General features: G+C 62.2%; 17 protein-coding genes. 5 read left to right on the top strand and 12 right to left on the bottom strand.

The annotated features are described in order from the left end of the window. The first annotated feature begins 39 nt into the window (after positions 1-39). On the top strand, positions 40-492 hold the full coding sequence (locus tag G4923_RS19265) for a hypothetical protein (RefSeq protein WP_163138019.1): 453 nt from the start codon (positions 40-42) through the stop codon (positions 490-492). 115 nt (positions 493-607) lie between these two features. Here G4923_RS19265 and G4923_RS19260 read toward each other — a convergent pair whose 3' ends face one another. The 9 genes from G4923_RS19260 to cmoM all read right to left on the bottom strand — a co-directional run bounded on the left by G4923_RS19260 (position 608) and on the right by cmoM (position 10,900). Continuing rightward, positions 608-1,099: a SixA phosphatase family protein gene (locus G4923_RS19260; RefSeq protein WP_163138018.1), complete on the bottom strand. Its 492-nt coding sequence runs from the start codon at positions 1,097-1,099 to the stop codon at positions 608-610. A gap of 170 nt (positions 1,100-1,269) precedes the next feature. Then, on the bottom strand, positions 1,270-1,599 hold the full coding sequence (locus G4923_RS19255) for a putative quinol monooxygenase (RefSeq protein ID WP_163138017.1): 330 nt from the start codon (positions 1,597-1,599) through the stop codon (positions 1,270-1,272). Between the two features lie 179 nt (positions 1,600-1,778). Next, positions 1,779-2,228, bottom strand: a complete 450-nt coding sequence (locus tag G4923_RS19250) for a GNAT family N-acetyltransferase (RefSeq protein WP_163138016.1) — start codon at positions 2,226-2,228, stop codon at positions 1,779-1,781. A 35-nt stretch (positions 2,229-2,263) separates the two neighbouring features. Continuing rightward, on the bottom strand, positions 2,264-2,737 hold the full coding sequence (locus G4923_RS19245) for a cupin domain-containing protein (protein ID WP_163138015.1): 474 nt from the start codon (positions 2,735-2,737) through the stop codon (positions 2,264-2,266). Positions 2,738-2,914: 177 nt separating this feature from the next. Beyond that, positions 2,915-3,304 (bottom strand): septal ring lytic transglycosylase RlpA family protein, encoded by a 390-nt coding sequence (locus tag G4923_RS19240; RefSeq protein ID WP_163138014.1) that lies wholly within the window; start codon positions 3,302-3,304, stop codon positions 2,915-2,917. 169 nt (positions 3,305-3,473) lie between these two features. Then, entirely contained in the window at positions 3,474-7,901 is a 4,428-nt protein-coding gene (mukB, locus tag G4923_RS19235) for a chromosome partition protein MukB (RefSeq protein WP_163138013.1), read from the bottom strand. A 45-nt stretch (positions 7,902-7,946) separates the two neighbouring features. Beyond that, positions 7,947-8,684, bottom strand: a complete 738-nt coding sequence (gene mukE, locus G4923_RS19230) for a chromosome partition protein MukE (RefSeq protein WP_163138012.1) — start codon at positions 8,682-8,684, stop codon at positions 7,947-7,949. Continuing rightward, positions 8,665-9,984 carry a chromosome partition protein MukF gene (mukF, locus tag G4923_RS19225; RefSeq protein ID WP_163138011.1) on the bottom strand — a complete coding sequence of 440 codons (1,320 nt, stop codon included), beginning with the start codon at positions 9,982-9,984 and terminating at the stop codon, positions 8,665-8,667. The genes mukE and mukF overlap by 20 nt, the downstream gene beginning before the upstream one ends. 139 nt (positions 9,985-10,123) lie before the next feature. Beyond that, positions 10,124-10,900 (bottom strand): tRNA uridine 5-oxyacetic acid(34) methyltransferase CmoM, encoded by a 777-nt coding sequence (gene cmoM / locus G4923_RS19220; protein ID WP_163138010.1) that lies wholly within the window; start codon positions 10,898-10,900, stop codon positions 10,124-10,126. A 129-nt stretch (positions 10,901-11,029) separates the two neighbouring features. On the opposite strand from cmoM, the gene elyC reads away from it, so the two are divergent. The 3 genes from elyC (at position 11,030) to pfkA (ending at position 13,805) form a co-directional block, all read left to right on the top strand. Continuing rightward, positions 11,030-11,800, top strand: a complete 771-nt coding sequence (gene elyC / locus G4923_RS19215; RefSeq protein ID WP_163138009.1) for an envelope biogenesis factor ElyC — start codon at positions 11,030-11,032, stop codon at positions 11,798-11,800. Positions 11,801-11,935: 135 nt separating this feature from the next. After that, positions 11,936-12,691, top strand: coding sequence for a triose-phosphate isomerase (tpiA, locus tag G4923_RS19210; RefSeq protein WP_111911896.1), 756 nt, complete (start codon positions 11,936-11,938; stop codon positions 12,689-12,691). Positions 12,692-12,833: 142 nt separating this feature from the next. After that, complete coding sequence (pfkA, locus tag G4923_RS19205; protein ID WP_163138008.1) at positions 12,834-13,805, top strand: 6-phosphofructokinase; 972 nt, start codon at positions 12,834-12,836, stop codon at positions 13,803-13,805. Between the two features lie 451 nt (positions 13,806-14,256). Here the strand turns inward: pfkA and G4923_RS19200 are convergent, their stop codons facing one another. Next, entirely contained in the window at positions 14,257-14,502 is a 246-nt protein-coding gene (locus tag G4923_RS19200) for a hypothetical protein (protein ID WP_163138007.1), read from the bottom strand. A gap of 659 nt (positions 14,503-15,161) precedes the next feature. Between G4923_RS19200 and G4923_RS19195 the strand changes: the two genes are divergently transcribed. Next, positions 15,162-16,418 (top strand): amidohydrolase, encoded by a 1,257-nt coding sequence (locus tag G4923_RS19195; RefSeq protein WP_163138006.1) that lies wholly within the window; start codon positions 15,162-15,164, stop codon positions 16,416-16,418. 72 nt (positions 16,419-16,490) lie between these two features. On the opposite strand, the gene yjjG is transcribed toward G4923_RS19195, so the two are convergent. Continuing rightward, positions 16,491-17,171, bottom strand: a complete 681-nt coding sequence (gene yjjG / locus G4923_RS19190) for a pyrimidine 5'-nucleotidase (protein WP_111911892.1) — start codon at positions 17,169-17,171, stop codon at positions 16,491-16,493. Positions 17,172-17,200: 29 nt separating this feature from the next. Next, positions 17,201-18,685, bottom strand: a complete 1,485-nt coding sequence (locus G4923_RS19185; RefSeq protein WP_163138005.1) for a M17 family metallopeptidase — start codon at positions 18,683-18,685, stop codon at positions 17,201-17,203. Positions 18,686-18,848: the final 163 nt, after the last annotated feature.

Here is an 18,848-nt window from a genome sequence, read left to right as displayed (position 1 = left end):
GCGATGAACCGGCAAGACTCACATTTTGAGGGATGAATTATGTCCAGGAATGCTGCTCTGATCGTGACCCTGACCCTGCTTGGCATGGCCCCGGCTCACGCCATCAACGCAAAATATGCCCAGCAGCTGGAGCGCTCCGGCTGCACCCAGGTGACCGAGGCCCAGGGCTGCGATATTCACAAGACCAAGGCCGAGAACGCGGCCGCCGGGTTTGGCGCCGCCCCCGCTGCGGCCACCAGCGCCAGTCCCTACGCGGGCAACTGGGTCGCCACCTTCCCCGAAACGGGCGCCACCGTTGCCACCATCCGCATCGATGACAAGGATCAGGTGTGGGTCAACGACAAGAAGGTCAGTGCCAAGAAATCCGACGGGGCCCTGGTGTTCAAGGACGGCATGGTCATCTACACCATACAGGGGGATCGTCGCATCAAGGGGGAGGATGGCTGGGTCGATAACGATGCGGGCACCAAGGGGCCGATCGCCGCCAAATAAGCGACATGACGGAAATGCGAAGGGGAGCCTGGGCTCCCCTTCTTGTTTGCTCTCTTGCCAGCTTCTTCACCAGACCCCGGTGAGCGACAACCCTGCGCTTCCTCTTGCTATTCACTTACCCCTTTTTCGGATAGTCGAGCACGGCCGTCAGCGGCGTTTGCGACGCGGCGGCCGACCAGGAGGGGGCGTCAAAGGTGAAGCGGGCGACGGCGCAAGTCGGCATCCGGGTGATCCTACCGGAAAAACGGTGGGCAAGGTCGGTGAACTCGGGATCGTGACCAAAGAGCATGACGCATCTTAACTCGTCACCCAGCTCACCCATCACCTCCATCAGGGTCCTCACATCTGCGCCATAGAGCCGCTCGTCCGTCATTATCTCCTCTGGCCGGTAGCCGAGCACCTCGGCGATGATATTCGCCGTCGACAAGGCCCGGCAGGCGGGGCTCGAGAGGATGAGATCGGGTCGCACCTTATCGTGCGCCAGCCGTCTGCCCATCAGGGGCGCGTCGCGCAGGCCCTGCTCGGCGAGCGGCCGCGCCCTGTCAGTCAGCCCCTTCTCTTCCCAGCTCGACTTGCCGTGACGCACCAGGATCAGGGTTCTCTTCATGACGCCTCCCGTGACGGCCGACAATAGGCCCAATACCACCTTTGACTAGTGACAACCGGGGTTTGCATGCAGCGCCCTCAGTACCAGTCACTGCGCCATCTCAATCATAGCGAATCCGCACCCTTTGGGAACGGGGGCAAACTGGCTCGAGGGAAGAGCAGAGCCAGATCTCAGCCCTGCGTCATGGCCGATGACGGACTCACTTCCTCCATGAAGATGAGGCTAAGGGGCTCTGCCAGCAAGTCGCCCGCCTGGCGGGCGAAGGCCTGGAAATAGTCCGTCTCGCAGTGGGCATCCAGGGCGGCCTGACTGACGAAGGCTTCGCGCATGTAGAAGGTGCCGGGTTCGTCCTTCAACTCGAACAGCACATAATCGAGATTGCCAGGCTCCCGGCGGGTGGGCGCTATCAGCGCGAGCAACTCGTGGCGCAGGCGCTCTCTCATGCCGGCTTTGGCCTTGAGCACGGCGATCGACACTATCTTGTCCGACTCTCTCTTCATCCCTATTTCTCCACTGTCACATCATCAAGAGACCGGGAGGTGGCTGCCCTCTAATGGCAGCCGCCTCCCTCAACATGGCGCCCAGTGTAGGCATGGCGGCCAGGTCGATATAGATGGGCAGGATGGACAGAGTGTTCACCCGGGTGAACAACGGGACGGCGGCAGGGCCTGCTCCAGATCTAAACGCTGAAGTAATAGGTGGTGAAAGGGTGCCCCGACAGTGTCGTCTTTGTCACCCTGGTGGCGCGCCTGGCGAGGGACTTGTATAAGGGGCGTGTGCCCAGCAGATGAAAGACGACCTCCTGATGGCCCATGCTGCGCGCCCAACCCATCATCTCGTTGAAGATGGCGAGACCCCTGCCCCAACCCGCCCTGGCGATGACGATGGCTATCTCGACTCCCTCCTCATCGGGCTGGAGGCCGCACCACCCCGCAAGTCGGCCATCGATGAGGACGGCGCGCACGCGGCAACCGGGCAGCGCATCTATCGCCATCTTCTCCTCCATCCAGCGCCGCACCGTGGCCAGCTCGAAAGAGGGATGGTCAATCAGGTGCTTTCGCAACGTCTCGTCGTTGACCAGGGGCAGAAAATCCTCTGCGCGCACCTCACAGAAGGGGATGAATTTCATAGGCTTATCATGCTTTCCCAAAGAGTGATGGGCCCCTAATAAGGGGTCCCGTCCTTATGACTGGCAACCCAGGCGCCATCGGCGCCCTGAACCAGGGCCAGATCGTCGTCAGGGTATTGGACTGTGTCCCCCGCCAGCCTGTCCCCCAGCTCGAGATAAACCGCCTCCACCTCCCCAGGGTTGAGCAACTGGTGGGCCAGGCCGTTACCACCCTTGAAGCCTATGCACTCCCCCGGCGACATCAGGTACTCCTCCTCCCCGTAGCGCAGCATAGGGGTGCCCGAGAGCACATAGATGAACTCATCCTGCCTGCTGTGGTGATGCTTGAGCGCCGAGATGGCGCCCGGCGCCAGGGTCGTCAGGTTCACCCCCAGATTGGCAAGACCGAAGTGGTCCCCCAGTCTGCGTCTGGTGCGGTGCTTGACCAGGGAGGCGAAGGGCTCCGGATAGAGGGACTTTGCCTTGTTCTCCGGGATCTGTGTGGCCTGAATGGGCGTACGGTTCGTCATCTCAACAACCTCCATATTGGCGCCCTGGCGAGGGGCAGCAAAAGATCAGCTGAGTGCCTTGAGCGGCAGTCACGCAATAACACAGATACGACTGGAGGCTGGAGGCTGTCAACGCTGAGATGCAATGTCCGGGGCCTTGCCGTTTCCCGCTGTGCAATGGGCCGGGCTTATGGCCCCCTACAACACCTCGACCTTGACCTTGAGAAGGCCGGATCGGGTGTTGCCTATGGTGCTAAATGCCGCTCTTGAGAGATCGATGATCCGGCCTCTGGGGAAGTTGCCCCTGTCATTGACCCGCACCACCACGCTCTTGCCGTTGGCAAGGTTGGTCACCCGCACCATGGCGCCGAAGGGCAACGTCATATGGGCGGCGGTGTTGGCGCTCTTCTGGTAGGGCTCGCCGCTTGCGGTGCGCTGGTTGTGGTAGCGATCGGCATAGTAGGAGGCCAGCCCAGTCTGGGTATAACCTCGCCCGTTGCCCGCACTGCCCGCATCAGGCTGGCTGCTGCAGGCCGCGAGCAGCAGGCACAGGGAGGCCAGCAGCCCTTTTTGTAATTTCCACGTCATGCTTTATTCCCTCGATGCGATGTCAGGTTGATGTGCCATGGCCGTTACCCTGCATCGCCAGTCTGGATCCCGCGAACAGGCGCCTACTCTCTCATATTTCCCATGGAAAACGGGAGGCCCAAGCCTCCCGTTTGTGTGTTCACCCGTCAGCCCCTGTCAGGGGAAGAGGTCAGGCGATCAGCTTGTCATCGGCGAAACCGAAGCCCCGCAGCCCCACCACGTGCACGTGCTCGTGCTTGCCCTGCACCTTGCGGATGAGCTTGTAGGTGGTGCCCTTCTCGGGACTGATGTTCTCCGGCGCCGCGATGAGCAGTTGCATGTCCTGGCGCTCGCACAGCTCGAACAGGGTGGCGATGGACTTGCCATCCAGGCGCGCCGCTTCGTCGAGGAACAAGAGACGGCAGGGGGCTATGTCCTTGCCGCGCAGACGGCGGGACTCCTCCTCCCAGCTGATCAGCACCATCAAGAGAATGGCCTGACCGGTACCTATTGCCTCACCGGTGGAGAGGGCGCCGCTCTCGGCACGCAGCCAGCCATCGGCACCACGCTGCACCTCGATTTCGAGCTCCAGGTAGTTGCGATAGTCCAGCAGCACGTCCCCCATCACCTGATAGTTGCGCTCCCCCTGCTCTATCTGCGGGTTCAGGCGCTGGAACAGCTTGGCCATGGCCTCGGAGAAGCTGAGCTCCTTGTCGGCGAACAGATCGTTGTGCATGGCGCTCTGATCGGCAAGCGCGGTCAAGAGACGAGTGTGGGCCTCGCGGATGTTGACGTTGAGGCGCACCCCGCGCACCAGGCCGAAGGCGATGTTCTGCAGGCCCTGGTTGAGCACCCGGATGCGGTTCTGCTCCCGGCGTATGATGTTGGTGATCTTGGCCGCCACCTCATGGGAGGAGAGGGACAGATGGTTCTCCCGCTGCTTGAGCTCGTCGGCAAGCCGCGCCAGCTCGATCTCCATCTCCTCGATGGCCTCCACAGGATCGTCCGAGCGGATGATGTCGTTGCGGATGCGATCTTTGAGGTAACGGTAGACCTGCACGTAGAAGGCGACCTTCTGCTCCGTGCTGCGGTTGCCCTCGGAGAGGCGCAGCGCATCGCGCAGGGCCTCGTCGTGGGCCACCGCCACCCGCAGGGCGCCGAGGGCCTTGTCCGACATGGAGCGCAGCTCGTCGCTGTCAAGATAAGCCAGCTCGCGCTTGTTGAGGCGCTTCTCGACATCGGTCTCCCGCGCCAGCCGCACCACCCGCGACCAGTTCGCCTTGTGGCCCACCAGGGATTTACGGGCGCCGAAGTAGTCCTTGCCTTCGAGCTTGAGACGACCGCCCAAGGATTCAATCTCGCGCTTGGTTACCTGCAACTGGGCCTCGGCACTGGTGCGACGGGAGCGGGTGCGAATGAGCAGCTCTTCGATCTCTTTCTTGTGGGCGCGGGATTTCTCCTCCATGTCGTCCGACAGGGTGAGCCCCATGGCCCCCAGCTCCTGCTCGAACTCCGCCAGGGTCTGGCCCTTGGCCGAGGCGCTGGAATCGAGCGCGGTGCGCAGTTGCAGCGCTTCGGTGTGACGCTGGGCAATCTGCTTGTGCTGCTCCCCTGCGGTGCGGGCCGCCAGCTCGGCGGCTTTGAGCTTCTCTTTGAGTCGCTCGCTCATCTCGGAGGCCTTGCCCAGCAGGTCTTGCGCATCCTGATAGGCAAAGTGCGGCAGACGGGCCACCAGCTGATCGAGGGCATAGCAACGGCGCTTCTGCTCGGCCAGCAGTTCGCTCGCCTCGTCAAAGGCTGCCTGCAGGGCAGAGAGATCCTGGGGATCCTGGCGCAGCACCTGCACCAGGGTTTCAAGCTTCTCGAGCCCCTTGCCGTGCTGGGCCACAAAGGCTTCGGCTGTTTTAAGGGCCTCGATGTCGGCGTAGGCCGCCTCGAGACGAGCCGCCAGGTCTGTCTCGGCAAACAGATGGGCAAAGGGCAGCATCCCCTGCACCAGCTGGATATGGCGAGTCAGCTGGGCGGCGGCCGCCTTGGCCTCACTCAGCTGCTTGTCGCACTCGGCCATGGCCCCTTGCAGCGCGCGCAGCTCGGCCTGTTTGGCCTGCACTTCTGCTTCCGGATCGGGGCGGAAGGCGATATCCAGATGCTGGCCGATAAAGTCGCGAAAATGCCCGTAGAGTCGGTGGTACTTCTGCTGCTCAAAGGCGGCCTTGGCGTAGCCCTCGATAAGATTTTCCCGCTCGAGATCGAGCTGCTCTATGCGTTTTTCCCGGGCGGCGCGGCCAAAGAGCGGCAGCTCGGGGTAGCGGGAGAAGCGCACCTGGCGCTTGCTGGTGCGCACCAGCACGGCGTCCCCCAGTTCGTCCGCTTCCACCAGATCCTCGTCAAAGGAGTCGGGGTTGCCCTGGATGAGGTAGATATCTTCCGGGCAATCTTCCAGCTTTTTCAGTCGCTCGATGGCGCCCTCAAGGTCGAGCACAACCAAGGCGCTGCGAGCCGGACCGTAGAGCGCCGAGTAGTAAGGGGCATCGTCGATGGAGATGTCGTCATAGACGTCGGAGAGCAGCACGCCCCCCACCTGCTCGGCGACGCGGGCCAGGCGCGGATCCGCCTCCCCGGCCCCCAGCTGCAGGTTGCGAATTTGCAGCTCCAGGGCCTGCTTCTGGCCCTGGATGCGGTTGCTCTCCTGCTCGAACTCCCGCTCCTTGTCGAGCACTGTCTGCATACCGGCCGAGAGCTCCTCGGCGGTGGCCAGCGGCAATCCGCTCTGCTCGCGCAGTTGTTCGAGCTTCTCGAACGACTTGAGCCAGCGCGGCGCCAGCCTGGTCAGCTCGGTGATATCGCGGCCCAGCTGGGCGCCCTGATGCTCGAGGCTGGCGCGGCGCTGGTTCGCCTCCGCCTGCTGATCGGCGAGCTCTTCCTGACGGTTGCGCTGGGCCTCAAGAAACAGCTCCAGCTCGTCCTGGCTCGCGATCAGCTGGCCAGACGCCTGCTGCAGCTCGTCACGCAACTTGAAGAGATTCTTCTGGCTGTCGCTCTCTTTCTCGAGGCGGGCCAGCGCCGCGCGCAGCCCCTGCCCCTGCGCGATGCGGGCCTTGTCTTCGATGTGACGCTTGAGCAGCGCCTGCGCCGTGGGCCAGGCGGCCTCGCGGGCGGTCTCGGGGGCGATGCTGAGCAGCAGCGTCAGGGCGGCCTGATGCTCGGCCACCGCGGCCTTGGCCAGCGCCAGCTGCTGCTCGGCCCCCAGTACTCGACTGGTAAGGCTCTGCTCGGCGGCGCGGAACTGATGCAGGCTGTCGCTCGCCTGTTCGGCGGTCAGTCCCGGCAGTTCGCACTGCGCGCGGGCCGTCTCCAGCGCCTGCACCGCCTGGCGGTACTGGATGGCGCGGGTCTGCTGAATGTCCAGCGCCTGCTGATAGTCGGCGAGCTGGGTCTTGAGGCTGTCTACTTCTGCCTGGGCCAGCTCCTTGCGCTCCTCCACCTCCAGCAACTGGCCGTGGATCTCTTCCACCACCGCCTGCTGCTGCTCGAGCTTGTCGTTGAGCTCCCGCAGATCGGCGCGATACAGCTCTATCTTCTTTTGCAGCGCCACTGCGGCCATCACCTTGGCCAGGTGCTCGGCGGCGGACTCCAGCTCGTCGGTCAACAGCTTCTCGCGGTTGCTGAGCTGATCCACCTCGTCCGCCAGATAGATGGCGCGCTGCTTCTCTTCCGCCAGCAGGCGACGCTTGCCGGCGAGCTCAGCGCGCGCCTTCAGGGCCAGCTCGGAGAGACGGCTCTTCTCGGCGGCGCCCCGCACATACTCGGCCGCCACATAGTGGGTGGTCTCGGTAATGAGGTTCTTGAACAGATCCCGCTGGCCCTGGGTCTCCTTGATGGCTTCCAGGGTGCGGCGGTTCTCGTAGATGGCCGCCTCCATGTCCTGGAACGCCTTGCGCACACCGGAGTTCTCCGGCAGCAGGTATTCCCGCAAGGAACGGCTGATGGACGAAGAGATGCCGCCATACAACGAGGCCTCGATCAGGCGATAGAACTTGCCGCGATCTTTCTGATCCCGCAGTTTCTTCGGCGTGATGCCGAACTCGAACATGAAGTTGTGATAATCGGTCACCGTATTGAACTTGGCGACCTTCATGGCCCCCAGCTCGGCGGCGGCCCCCTTCAGATCGGTGAAGGCACGCACCCGGCCCTTGCCGTCATGGAGTTTTTCCAGCAGCAGATCCGTGGGTTGCAGCTGCTCAGGCACGTCCACCAGGGCGAAGGGGGTGATGTTGACCTTGTTGTCCCGGTTGGCGACCTGCTCCAGGTGCACGCCGACCCAGATCCGCTGCTCGCGGCTGTTCATCACTTCCAGCAGCGAATAGCAGTGGCCGCGCTGCAGCTTGCCGTAGAGCCCCTTGTCACGGGACGCGCTGCTGGAGCCCGCTTCCGTGGTATTGCGAAAATGCAGCAGGGACTGATCCGGGATCAGGGCCGCGATAAAGGCCGCCATGGTGGTGGACTTGCCCGCCCCGTTGCCGCCGGACAATGTGGTGACCAGCTGGTCGAGATCGAAGGTACGGGCGAAGAAGCCGTTCCAGTTGACCATGGTCAGGGATTTGAATTTGCCTCTCACGCCACACTCTCCATCAAACCGGCCGACTCCATCTGTGCCATAACATTAACGTTGCAGATCATCTTCCACCTCCAGCTCCAGCTGCTCTTCATCCAAATCTCCCTCGATGTCGTCAAACAGCGAATCGCTGCTCGGCATCTCGTCGTCGTGGAAGATGGCCTCCCCTTCCTGGATCATCCGCAGCTGCACGGCGCGGGGATCCTCGTCGGAGCGCACATCGGCGGCAAAGCGGAACACGGATTCGTTGACCCTGAACTTGTCGCTGTTGCCAAGGGCGGTGATCATCCCGAGGCGCTTGAGACGGCGCATGGAGGTGCGGATCTTCTCGAGCAGCTTCTTCTTGTCCAGATCGGTGCCGCCGGAGCGGCTGTTGACCATGCGCAGCAGTTGCTTCTCGTCGGCCAGACCGAGCACCTCCTCCTGCAACTCAGCCATGGTGAACACACCCTCGGAGGCGAGCCTGTCCGGGCTCAAATAGAGGTAACAGAGCACCTTGCCCACCAACATATCGAGCTCGGAGAGCACTGTGGTGCCGATGTCGGCGCTGGGGCGTGGACGCAGGTAGAAGAAGCCCTCAGGCGCCTTGATGAGTTCCACCTGATAGCGGCCGTAGAAGAGCTCGAGCTCGCCATGGAACTCCACCAGGGCCGAATGCTGTTCGAAATCGTCGGCACTGATGTGGCGCCCCGAGCGCAGGGCGGTGTCGATGCGCGGAAACAAGGGGTTGGCGATGGCCTCTGCGAGCCGCAGGGGCAAGGGAAACTCAGAATTGATCAATGACATAGGCCTGAACCTTGGATCCAGCTTGGTTAATGGGTTTCCATGCGGGTTGGCGGTGCAGCTCGCGCTCACCGCTGGCATGGCCGAGGCGCACGGCCTGGTCTATCAGCAGACGCGCCACGTCGAAGTGGGCGTGGGCCGGAAAATCGAGCAGGTATTCCCGCAGCACATCGGCCAGGTCCAACTGCTGCCCCTGCTCGGGATAGCGGGCCAGATAGCGCTCGATGCGCTCCGCCAGCGCCTGGTTGATGTCCACCATCTCCATGAACTCCATCTCGAGGGGCACCTCGCCGGTCACCTCCTCGTCGTGGATGGCGATGGTTTCGTCCCGCAGCTCCAAGAGGCGCGGCTCCTCGGCGACTCTGAGCAAGAAGTTGTGCTGCTCGAAGTTGCGGATGGATTCCCGCAGCCGCTGGCTGAAGGCGCGGTTCTTGTCCATGTCGATGGCGTTGCGGATGAACTTGTGGACGTGCCTGTCATAGCGGGACCAGAGCTCGATGCACTGCTGGCCCCAGGAGGTGATGACGTCGAGCCGCCCCTGCAGGGCATGGGTCAGCTCCTCGACGTGGAAGAGATCGTCGCGCCCCTGGGCCGCTTCCTGAATGTTGAGCAGCCCCGCCTGCAGCCGGTGGCCGGCGGCGTCCAGGGTATCCTGCAGCTCGCGCAGGGTCTGGCCGGTCTCGCGCAGCAGCTTCTCGCAGCTGTGGATGGCGTCGATCCAGTTCTGGGTCAGCAGGGCCGCTATCTCGTTCTTGACCTGATTCTGCTGCTCGTCCATGGCGCGCTGGGTGAGATCGATGCGCCCGAGCGTCTCCTCCAGGGAGAAGGAGAGGCGCGGCAGCACCTCTGCATCCCACTGCTCGCGGGTATTGGTCTCAAGCGCCGCCTTGCGGGCGGTGTCGAGCTCGGATGCCAGGTGTTCGAGCAGGATGGAGAGCTTGATGGAATCGACCTGGCGCTGATCCATGAAGAAGTCGACGATGCTCATGCCAAGGCGCGACAGGCGATAGAGGCTCTCCCCCGCCACCATGTCGGTGGTGAAGCGCGACAGCAGTTGCTGGCGAATGAGATCGTTGATGGCGTTGTTGGCGCGACCGGAGAGGGTCTCGTCCATCTGGCCGAAGGCGCTGCTCACATAACCGAAGGCGTCGTGCAGCGCGGCCTCCGAGAGATCAGACTCGTCCTCGGACAGTGTCTTGATCGCAATCAGAAAGGCCAGCCTGTCGGTGGGCAGATTCAAGGAGAGGCCCTCCTGTCTGACCCATCCCACCGTCTCTGGCAGGGTACGGGATGTACTCATCATGACGTTATCATCTCGTTGTTATAAACGGGGGCACAAGACCCCTCGTGGTGATTTGGACCCGGGGATGGGCAACCCCGGCGGCGGTATCCCGGCCGCATAAACCCTTGCATCCCGACCATTCAGGCCCCCATGACCACCCTCAGCCGACCGGCTTCTGGGCCATCACATGGATGTAGCGCCCGAGGGAAACAAAGGGTTCCTGACGACAGTAGTGCTGCTCCATGGCCAGCAGATCATCGAATTTCTCGACCTGCTCCTGCTTGTGGCGCATGTAGTCGTGAATGACCCGCACCCCTGTCTTGCCGATGATCTTGAGGCCCCCCCGGCCTATCCAGTCATAGACCTGTTCCGGCAACTGGGGGTTGGTGGGCGTGAGCGCGGTCTGACGCTTCTTGTTCAGCCCCTGGCGCACATAGTCGAAATTGCCCACCACCAGGCTCTGGAACAGCAGGCCATGACGATTGTAAAAAAGCAGCGACAGTATGCCCCCTGCATTGACGAAAGGGAACAGACCGAGCAGGGTCTGGCGGGGCTCGGCGAGCCACTCCAGCACGGCGTGGCAGAGCACCAGATCAAAGGTGCCGGTCACATGGGCCTTGAGATCCTGAATGGGGCAATGGATGAGACGGATTCTGTCTTCCAGCCCCTTCTCGGCGATCTGGCTGCGGGCCAGTTCCAGCATTTCTGCCGAGAGATCGCACAGCTCCACCTGGTGGCCCATGGCCGCCAGCTTCTGGGCGAAGTAGCCAAAGCCGCCGCCGGCATCCAGGATGCGCAGCGGCCTGTTGCCAAGGCGCGCCAGGCAGGCTTCGATGTCGCTCCACACCACGGTGGTGCGAATGCGCCCCTTGGTGGAGTCATAAATGTTGCGGGCGAACTTGTCGGCGCGCCCGTCAAAACTCTGATCTTGCTTCAAGACACTCTCATCTTCGGCCGCCCCGCCGTGAGGGCTCGCTGGAGGAACCACACAGGATTGGGCCACAGGAAAAAAGAGGGGTATTCTGTCACATCCCGGATCCGCTGAAAACTCAAGGACGACACCACTGTGTTTGAGCTTAAAAAATGGTTAGGCCAGCTGCTGATGCCGCTGCCCTTCTCCCTCTCCTTATTGCTGCTGGCGCTCGCGCTGCTCTGGTTCACCCGCTTTCAGAAGAGCGGCAAGCTGCTGGCGACCCTCTCCTTGGTGATCATCGCCCTGATGGGGATGAGACCCGTCAGCTATGAGCTGGCCCGCAGCCTGGAGCAGACCTATCCGCCCTTCGAGGTGATCCAGCATCCGGATATCGAGGCCATAGTGGTGCTCGGCAACGGTCATGTGAGCGATCCGGCGATCCCCGAGCGTTCCTGGCAGAACAACATCTCCCAGGCCCGCACCCTGGAGGGAGTGCGGCTTGCCCAAGCCTATCCAGAAGCCAAGATCATCTTCTCCGGTTATGTGTCCGGGGATCCCCTGTCCAATGCCGAGGTCAACGCCCGCATGGCGGCGAGCCTGGGGATAGCGAGATCCCGAATGACGTTGTTTGAAAACAACAAAGACACCCATGACGAGGCGGTCAGCATCAGCGCCCACCTCAAGGGCAAGCGGGTGGCGCTGGTGAGCTCGGCCACCCACCTGCCCAGGGCCATGGCGCTCTATCGCGGCCAGGGACTCGATGCGGTGCCGGCCCCCACAGACTACACCGCCAAGCAGAGTCAGGTGGCGCAGCCCCTCTACAGCTACCTGCCCAAGGGGCGTTACCTGATGTATTCCGAGGCTGCCATTCACGAGTGGATTGGGGTATGGTGGGCCCGTTTGCGGGGGCAGGTTAACGATTGAGCGATCGGTTCTTGCATTCCTGATTTGGATCAGGAAAGCGAAAAAAAATTACGTCATTTGCCGCCGGGTCAGCTATCTTGGGCTCGGTTCAATTCATATAATGTTGCGCAATCAAATGCCTAGGAGATTGAGAAGATGAGACAGCACCTGGTAATGGGTAACTGGAAACTGAACGGCACCAAAGCTTCTGTCGAAGCTCTGATCAAAGGACTGACCCCGGCTGCTGCCGCTCATCCTTCCGTGCAAGTCGCCGTCTGCCCGCCGGTTATCTTTTTGGGTCTGGTTGAACAGCTGACCGCTGGCAGCAAGATTGCTTACGGTGCCCAGAACGCCGACGTTCACGAGTCCGGCGCCTTCACCGGCGAGAACGCCCCCTCCATGCTCAAAGCCTTCGGTTGCACCTACTCCCTGGTCGGCCACAGCGAGCGTCGCACCCTGCACGCAGAGACCGACGACGTGGTAGCTGCCAAGTACGAAGCCATCCAGAAAGGCGGCCTGGTGCCGGTTCTGTGCATCGGTGAGACCTTGGAGCAGTTCGAAGCCGGCGTGACTAAGAACGTGGTTGAGACCCAGCTCAAAGCCGTCATCGACCGTTGCGGCATCGCCTCCTTCGAGAACGCCGTCGTGGCTTACGAGCCGGTATGGGCCATCGGCACCGGCAAGACTGCCACCCCGGAAATCGCGCAATCCGTTCACGCTCACATCCGTCAGTACCTGGCCGGTTTCGACGCTGCCGTCGCTGCCAAAGTACAGATCCTGTACGGTGGCTCCGTCACTGGCGCGACCGCTGCCGATCTGTTCGGTCAGCCGGACATCGACGGTGGCCTGGTGGGTGGTGCGTCCCTGAAAGTGGACGACTTCTCCCAGATCATCGCTGGCGCCGCCCAGTAAGTGACGCAAGAGAGGGGCCTGGCCCCTCTCTTGATATCGCTTTCCTATGGGTCCCCTTCTTCCATAGGAAAGCCGATATAGTAAAAACGGCTGGCCCCATTTTCAGATATTGATATTCGACAACTCAGATCCAGAGGCACTCATGACCAAACAAATCAAACGTATTGGTGTTTTGACCAGTGGTGGTGACGCACCGGGTATGAACGCAGCCATCCGCGCCGTGGTGCGCGCCGGTCTGCATCATGGCCTGGAAGTCTACGGCATCTATGATGGCTACCTCGGTCTGCATCAGGACAGGATCGTCAAGCTCGAGCGCCACAGCGTCTCCGACGTGGTCAACCGCGGCGGCACCTTCCTGGGCTCTGCCCGTTTCCCCGCGTTCAAGGACCCTGCAGTGCGCGCCGAAGCGATCGAGAACCTGAAAAAACACGGCATCGACGCCCTGGTGGTGATCGGCGGTGACGGCTCCTACATGGGTGCCAAGAAGCTGACCGAAGAGGGTTTCCCCTGCATAGGTCTGCCGGGCACCATAGACAACGACATCGCCGGTACCGACTTCACCATCGGCTTTGACACCGCCCTCAACGTGGTGGTCGACGCCATCGACCGTCTGCGCGACACCTGCAGCTCCCACCACCGCATCTCGGTGGTCGAGATCATGGGCCGCCACTGTGGCGATCTGGCCATGTCCGCCGCCGTTGCCGGTGGCGCCGAGTACGTGATAGTGCCGGAAGTGGCTTTTGACAAAGAGAAGCTGCTGCAACAGATCAAGGAAGGCGAAGCCAAAGGCAAGAAGCACGCCATCATCACCATCTGTGAGCACGTCACCGACGTCAACGCCCTGGCCAAGGACATCGAAGCCATGACAGGCCGCGAAACCCGCGCCACCATTCTGGGCCACATCCAGCGTGGCGGCTCGCCGACCGCTCGCGATCGCATCATGTCCAGCCGCATGGGTGCCTTTGCCGTCGAGCAGCTGCTGGCCGGTCAGGGTGGCCGCTGCGTCGGTATCCAGGGCAACGAGATGGTGCACCACGACATCATCGACTGCATCGAGAACCTCAAGCGCCCCTTCGATCAGGAGCTGTACGATCTCTCCACCACCCTGTTCTAAGCCCCCTGGCGCTTCATGCAGGTTGTTGTGACAAAAACCCTCCGTTGGAGGGTTTTTTCATGCCTGCCGGTTGTCATCAGCGCAGTCTGCTGGCAGACACAGGCCACCGCCCTTCCTGCCTTGTCCATAAGCCAGCCCGCCGATCCGCACCCCGTTGCGTTTCTGCCAGATAAGTTGGCGAGATAGGCGCGCACTCTCTTCTCCCCTTTCTCTTTTCACTTCTCTCATTCACCCCTCTTCAGCAGACGCCTGCTCCCTTCACTCCCTCGTCTTGCCCGCCCTCTTGCCGGCACTTCTGCCTGCCCCTGGGCCATAGGGCTTGCTCAGCCTGGAACCCGCACGTCCCTGGCCGATGTGCTTCTCAGGACACCTCTCGCCCTGCCCCTTGCGTCCTCTGACAACAAGCAACCCCATGCCTAGAATCTGTCTCTGTGCACCTGTGGATGCAGGCTCATACCTGCAGCCAATAATGTCCAAAATGAGCGGCTTGGCGGGCCAAGCTGCGGGTCTTTCCCCTGCCGAATGTCTGCTGTTTTGCCCTGTTTTCCTCTGTGAATTGAAATTCTGCCGGGAGGTGATGACGATAAAGCACCGCCCAGACTGGGCTTATCCCATGGCGGGCAGGTAAAAGTGATGAGACAAGGGAAATGGTGATACCAGCCAGCCAACCCATCATTGGCGACACTTTCAGGCGCATCGCCCTGCCATTTTCCGTCACAAAAGTTGAAGGTCATTAAAAGAGCTTCGTACAAAACCCATCAAAAAACACAAACGATAAACAGTAACTATCTGTATATAAAAGGAATAATGGCATCAATGACATGCATGAAATTGATCTCCCCATGACAAGACGATAAAACAGCCACAAAATTACAAAAACATGGCACTACATCGCCACCAAGTGAAATTGGTCATATAAATACATTTTTCATTGTTATCCCCTGTCATTGTGGTATCTTGGTCTCATCATCAGTCAGCCAAGGGAGACAAAATAATGAAAGAGTTCGTTGTTACCGCCGTTTTTACCGTGTTTTTCACTCTGGTTGCCGTCTCTCTGCCCTCGCTGGCACAGCTCTAAGGCGGTTAATCGGTCAGGAAGCCGCTTGCCCTGGGTCTTGATGGCCTCACCAGGCCGCAAAAACACCCACAAAGATGGGTTTTTGAAGCCTTGCGCAAGAACAGGATGCCAGTCAGGACTTATTGGCTATCTGTGAGCATTTAACGACCTGGGCGTCATGATCGCCGTTGTTGCAAGGGGAGCCTCAGTGCTCCCCTTGCTGCATCTGTCTGTGCGGGATTTACTCTTGTCCCCCTGCCCGTCACAATGTCCACTGGATTTGCCATGCAGGAATCACCATGACTCAGGATGCTCTGCGCCACTGGCGCCGTGACCTTCACCGTCTCCCCGAAGCCGCCTGGTGTGAATTTCGCACCAGTGCCCTCATCGCCCACCACCTGTCCGAACTCGGTTTTTCCGTCATGCTGGGGGACAAGCTGCTGGCCAGCAACCTCATCATGGGACGAGAGATCGACGTCGCGGCCCAGAAGGAGCGAGCCCTGCGTCAGGGGGCACACCCCGACTGGCTGGCCCGCATCGACGAGATCACCGGTGTGATGGGGGTCTGGGACAGCGGCCGCCCCGGCCCCACCCTGGGGTTTCGTTTCGACATAGATGCGGTAGAGGTGGAAGAGAGCCGGGATCCGGCGCACCAGCCCTGCCAGGAGGGGTGGCACTCCTCCAACCCGGGCTGGATGCACGCCTGCGCCCACGACGGCCACACCGCCATCGGGCTGGTGCTGGCCGAGCGGATCAGCGCCCTGGCCGAGCGGCTCAACGGCCGCATCAAGCTGTTCTTCCAGCCTGCCGAAGAGGGGTGTCGCGGCGGCAAGGCGCTGGCGGCGGGTGGTCAGCTCGACGACGTGGATGCCCTGCTGGCGCTGCACATCGGCATTCATGCCAACAGCGGCGAACTGGTGGTCAATCCGACCGAGTTTCTCTGCTCCACCAAGTTCGATGTGGAATTCATGGGACGCGCCGCCCACGCGGGGCTCGAGCCCAACGCCGGCAACAACGCCCTGGCGGCGGCCTGCACGGCCACCACCGCCATGCTCGGCATTGCCCGCCACCGGGACGGCATGACCCGCATCAACATAGGCCAGCTCAATGGGGGCAGCGGTCGCAACGTGATCCCGGGTCACGCTCGCCTGCAGGGAGAGACCCGGGGCGCCACCCCGGCCCTCAACGACTACATGTTCGGCCAGGTGCAGCAGATAGTGGAAGGGGCCGCCATGATGCAGGGGGCCAGCTACCTCATTCGCAAGCAGGGGGAAGCCATCGGCATAGAGAACAGCCCGGCCCTGCTCGAGGAGATAGTGCCCCTGGCCGAGGCGCTCAAGCTCGAAACCATCCACAGCCGCCGCTTCGGTGCCAGCGAGGATGCCGGTTTTCTCATCGAGCGAGTGCAGCAAAATGGCGGCCAGGCCGCCTACCTGATCCTGGGGGCCAATCTGGCGGCGCCTCATCACCATCCGGAGTTCGACTTCGACGAGGCCGTGCTGGCCCCCGGCGTCGCCCTGCTCGAGGCCTGGCTGCTCAGCCGCCTCGGCACCTGAGAACGCCTCAGATGAAAAAAGGCAGCCCGAGGGCTGCCTTTTGTGTCTTTGCGGATCCGCTTAGCGCCTGGCTCAGCGTCCCAGCACTATGTCAGAGAGGTGGGCGAAGTGATGGATCTCGTGAGTCGCCTCGCAGGGCCCCTGCTGGCGGGCGGGGTTGTACCAGCAGGTCGCCAGCCCCTGGGCGGCGGCACCGGCGATGTCGGTCTTGGGGTTGTCCCCCACCATCAGAACCCGCGCCGGGCTCGGTTGCCCCATCAGATCCAGGGCGTGCTGGAAGATGGCGGCGGCCGGCTTGGTCACCTGCACCTCGTCGGAGATAACGAGGGGCTCAAACCACTCATTCCAGCCCAGCTTGTCGAGACGACCGCGCTGGGGCAGGCTGAAACCATTGGTGATGATCCCCATCCTGACCCGGCTCTTCAGGGCCAGCAGGGTCTCCTCCACCCCCTCCAGCGGCACGCTCAGGGCGATGATCTGCTGCAGGAAGGTGTCATTCATCGCCATGGGTGCCACGTCCACCTGCTCGGCAAACATCGAAAAACGGGTCTGCTGCAGCCAGGTGGCGTCTATCTCGCCTGAGTTGTATTGCTGCCACAGCCTGTGGTTCAGCTCGTGATAGGCCGCCATCCTGGGGGGCGTCGGCGTCACGCCATAGATCTGCAGGGTGCGCTCCAGTGCCTTCGCGACCGGGAAATCGAGCAGGGTCTCGTCCAGATCGAACAACACCCAGTCATAGCTTGCTTGTTTCACGCTTGTCCTCATTGGTTGTACTTGGCGATTCATGTGGCGGGCTCGGCCATCCCGAGCGGGCTGGCGAGCAGCATCAGCGACAGCCTGACGCCAAACCCGGTCACTTCGCTGCCGACCACGCCGTTGCCCCCCTTGTTGCGAAAACCGCTCAAGTCGAGGTGCAACCAGGGTGTCTGCCCGGGCACGAAGCGGCTGAGGAAGCGGGCGGCGTCAATGTGATCCGGCGAGCTACCAGGCGCGCACTGTAACAGATCGGCCCACTCGCTATCGAGATTGTCATCGAAATCCTCGTCCAGCGGGAAGGGCCAGATGCGTTCACCGCTCTGCTGCCCCAGGCGTATCAGCTCGGGAAGCCAGTCGGGGCGATTGGTGAAGGCGCCGCTGTAGCGGCTGCCGAGCGCCCGCTTGCAGGCGCCGGTCAGGGTCGCGTAGTCGATCAGCAGATCGGGCTCCCCTTTGGCCGCGAGCGCCAAGGCATCCGCCAGCACCATGCGCCCCTCGGCGTCGGTGTCCACCACCTCTATGGTGGTGCCATTGAGGGCGGTCACCACCTCCCCCGGTCGGTAGGCACGGGGGCCTATGTGGTTCTCGGCGATGGCGAGCCAGCAGTGCACCTCATAGGGCAACTTGGCCCGGCTGATGGCATGCAGGGTCCCGAGCGCCACAGCGCTGCCCCCCATGTCCAGGTGCATGCCATACATGCTGCCACCGACTTTCAGGTTATAGCCCCCGGAGTCGTGACAGATCCCCTTGCCCACCAGCGCGATGCGGCGCACCGGATTGGCCGGGCAATAGCTGAGCCTGACGATGGCGGCCTGGTTGTCCTCAGAGCCCCTGGCCACCGCCAGGAAGGCGCCGGCGCCGAGCTTGGCGAGGGCCGCCTCATCGAACTCCTCCCATTGCCAGCCCTCCGCCTGCGCCAGCTGCCGCGCGAAGACACGGTAGCTGGCGGCGTTCAACTCGGAGGCGGGCAGCACGGCCAGATGACGGGCCAGCCCGTTGCCCTGAGCCTCGGCCTCGATGCGGGCCAGATCCAGGATGCAGGGGGGAGACAGGGTCAGGCTCTGATAGCCGATGGGCGCTTCGTCGGCGCGTTTCTGGGTGGGCAGCGGCACATTGGCCGCCAGCAGGGTGGCGAGCACCAGCTCGGCCAGCAGCGCCCGGGGCGCCTCATCGAAGCCCTCCAGGTGCAGCGCCAGCTGCGCCACCTTGAGACCCGCAAGGGGGGCTGTCCAGGTGCGAGCCTGCTTGTAGAGCCGGTGATCCAGCACCGGCGCCGAGTCCACGAAGAGCACCAGCTGCAGGCCCTGATCATCCGCCAGCCGGTAAGGGGCCGGCAGACCCAGGGCTATCTGGGCCGCCACTCCGGCAAAGGCCGGTTGCGCCAGCAGGGCGTCGCGCCCGGTCTCGGCGACCAGCAGCAGTTTGACGGGAATGTCGCTCGCCATCACCTCGTTCAGGGTGCTGGTCTGCATGGTTATCTTGGGGGCAAGGTAGTTGAAAGCGTGCATCACAGGGAGAGGCCTCATCCATGAACAGAAGCCAGAATGATACCGAACAAATGGCACAAAGGATCGCCACCACATAAATTAATGTGCTGGATCAGGGTGATAGACAGGAGAGTCGAGATGGATATGGAGAAGGGGAAAAGATAATAAGTTGGTTGCGGGGGCCGGA

Origin of the sequence: Aeromonas rivipollensis (genome assembly GCF_010974825.1) — a bacterium.
In the GTDB taxonomy this organism is placed as follows: Bacteria; Pseudomonadota; Gammaproteobacteria; order Enterobacterales; family Aeromonadaceae; genus Aeromonas; species Aeromonas rivipollensis.
Note: the sequence above shows the minus strand (reverse complement) of the source record. Positions and strands in the feature narration are given on the sequence as shown.

What these genes read in the sequence shown, in the direction of transcription:
- pfkA (WP_163138008.1), top strand. Translation starts at nt 12,834, where the DNA reads ATGACCAAACAAATCAAACGTATTGGTGTTTTGACCAGTGGTGGTGAC.
- G4923_RS19265 (WP_163138019.1), top strand. Translation starts at nt 40, where the DNA reads ATGTCCAGGAATGCTGCTCTGATCGTGACCCTGACCCTGCTTGGCATG.
- mukE (WP_163138012.1), bottom strand. Translation starts at nt 8,684, where the DNA reads ATGTCATTGATCAATTCTGAGTTTCCCTTGCCCCTGCGGCTCGCAGAG.
- G4923_RS19240 (WP_163138014.1), bottom strand. Translation starts at nt 3,304, where the DNA reads ATGACGTGGAAATTACAAAAAGGGCTGCTGGCCTCCCTGTGCCTGCTG.
- G4923_RS19195 (WP_163138006.1), top strand. Translation starts at nt 15,162, where the DNA reads ATGACTCAGGATGCTCTGCGCCACTGGCGCCGTGACCTTCACCGTCTC.
- G4923_RS19245 (WP_163138015.1), bottom strand. Translation starts at nt 2,737, where the DNA reads ATGACGAACCGTACGCCCATTCAGGCCACACAGATCCCGGAGAACAAG.
- tpiA (WP_111911896.1), top strand. Translation starts at nt 11,936, where the DNA reads ATGAGACAGCACCTGGTAATGGGTAACTGGAAACTGAACGGCACCAAA.
- mukF (WP_163138011.1), bottom strand. Translation starts at nt 9,984, where the DNA reads ATGATGAGTACATCCCGTACCCTGCCAGAGACGGTGGGATGGGTCAGA.
- G4923_RS19250 (WP_163138016.1), bottom strand. Translation starts at nt 2,228, where the DNA reads ATGAAATTCATCCCCTTCTGTGAGGTGCGCGCAGAGGATTTTCTGCCC.
- G4923_RS19200 (WP_163138007.1), bottom strand. Translation starts at nt 14,502, where the DNA reads ATGCGCCTGAAAGTGTCGCCAATGATGGGTTGGCTGGCTGGTATCACC.
- G4923_RS19255 (WP_163138017.1), bottom strand. Translation starts at nt 1,599, where the DNA reads ATGAAGAGAGAGTCGGACAAGATAGTGTCGATCGCCGTGCTCAAGGCC.
- G4923_RS19260 (WP_163138018.1), bottom strand. Translation starts at nt 1,099, where the DNA reads ATGAAGAGAACCCTGATCCTGGTGCGTCACGGCAAGTCGAGCTGGGAA.